This is a genomic window from Frankia nepalensis, assembly GCF_016786325.1.
Taxonomy (GTDB): Bacteria; Actinomycetota; Actinomycetes; order Frankiales; family Frankiaceae; genus Pseudofrankia; species Pseudofrankia nepalensis.
On record NZ_JADWYU010000003.1, the window covers coordinates 1 to 1235 of the forward strand.

The 1235-nt window shown below is 71.2% G+C and carries 2 protein-coding genes; both read right to left on the reverse strand.

The genetic code is table 11. From position 1 onward, the window contains the following. On the reverse strand, positions 1 to 296 hold a 296-nt coding region (locus tag I6A81_RS00020; protein ID WP_203008545.1), incomplete at its 3' end, for an SDR family NAD(P)-dependent oxidoreductase. Further along, on the reverse strand, positions 293 to 1036 hold the full coding sequence (locus I6A81_RS00025) for an SDR family NAD(P)-dependent oxidoreductase (protein ID WP_203008544.1): 744 nt from the start codon (positions 1034 to 1036) through the stop codon (positions 293 to 295). The genes I6A81_RS00020 and I6A81_RS00025, both read right to left, overlap by 4 nt. Positions 1037 to 1235 lie beyond the last annotated feature (199 nt).

Here is a 1235-nt window from a genome sequence, read left to right on the forward strand (position 1 = left end):
GTCTCCGCGCCGCCGGCGCAGTTGACCAGGATGTCGAGCCGGCCGAACTCGGCAAGGGTGCCGTCGACGATCCGCTGACATTCCGCCGCCTTCGTCACGTCGGCCGGCAGGGCAAGCGCGCGCCGGCCGAGTGCCTCGATTTCCTTGGCGGTCGACTCCAGCGGCTCCGGACGCCGTGCCGTAAGCACGACGTCGGCGCCGTATTCGGCGAGCGCCAGCGCCGAGCCGCGGCCTATGCCGGTGCCGCCGCCGGTGACGACCGCGACCCGCCCGTCGAGTGAGAACCTCTCGCTCACAGGACCGCTCCTCCGTTCGCGGCAATGACCTGGCCCGTTATGTAACCAGCCGCCTCCGAGCACAGGAAGGCGCAGGTCGCGCCGATGTCGTCGGGCGTCCCCACCCGGCCAGCCGGAATCATCCGGGCGATGACCTCGGTCTTCGGCAGATTCCGGCCACTTTGCTGGCCGCGCAGCAATGGGGTGTCCACGGCGAACGGCGGGACCGTGTTCGCGGTGATCCCCTTGGCCGCGTACTCGAGCGCGACGGCCTTGGTCAGCGCGATCACGCCGCCCTTCGTCGCCGAGTAGTGGCCCTGGCGAGCCGTGCCGGTCTGTCCCGCGGCCGACGAGATCGTCACGACGCGGCCCCAGCCAGCGGCCACCATGTCGCCGATCGCGGACTGGACGCAGTGGAACGTCCCCGTGAGGTTCACCGCGACGAACCGGTCCCACAGCTCGAGGGAGATCTCCTCGAACGGCGTGAACCCGGAGACCGCCGCGCTGGTCACGAGCACCCCGATGGGCCCGAGATCGGCGCGCACTCGCTCGAACGCCGCGTCGACCGACGCGCGATCCGCGACATCGACCTCGGCCGCGATCGCCGATGCGCCCACGGCGCGCAGCCTCTCCGCCACGTCTTTGGCGGCGGCCCCGTTCAGGTCAAGGGCCGCCACCCGGTGCCCGGTATTCGCCAGATGCTGGCAGATCGCCAGGCCAAGCCCCGACCCGCCGCCAGTGACGACAGCCACCCGTGTCATAGAGCCGTTCCCTTTCTGTGCAGGGCTTCCCGCCGGCCCGCGTGGGCAGCAGGATCAGCGGTCGCGAAGTCAGGTGCCGGCACGCGCCGCTCCGGTCGTAGGCGCGCCGACGAGTTCGCGCGGTGGACCCTGATCACGCTGATCTGCTGATGAGGGTGGGCATGGAGTCCCATCCCCGGACCGTCGAGGTGGGCGCGCG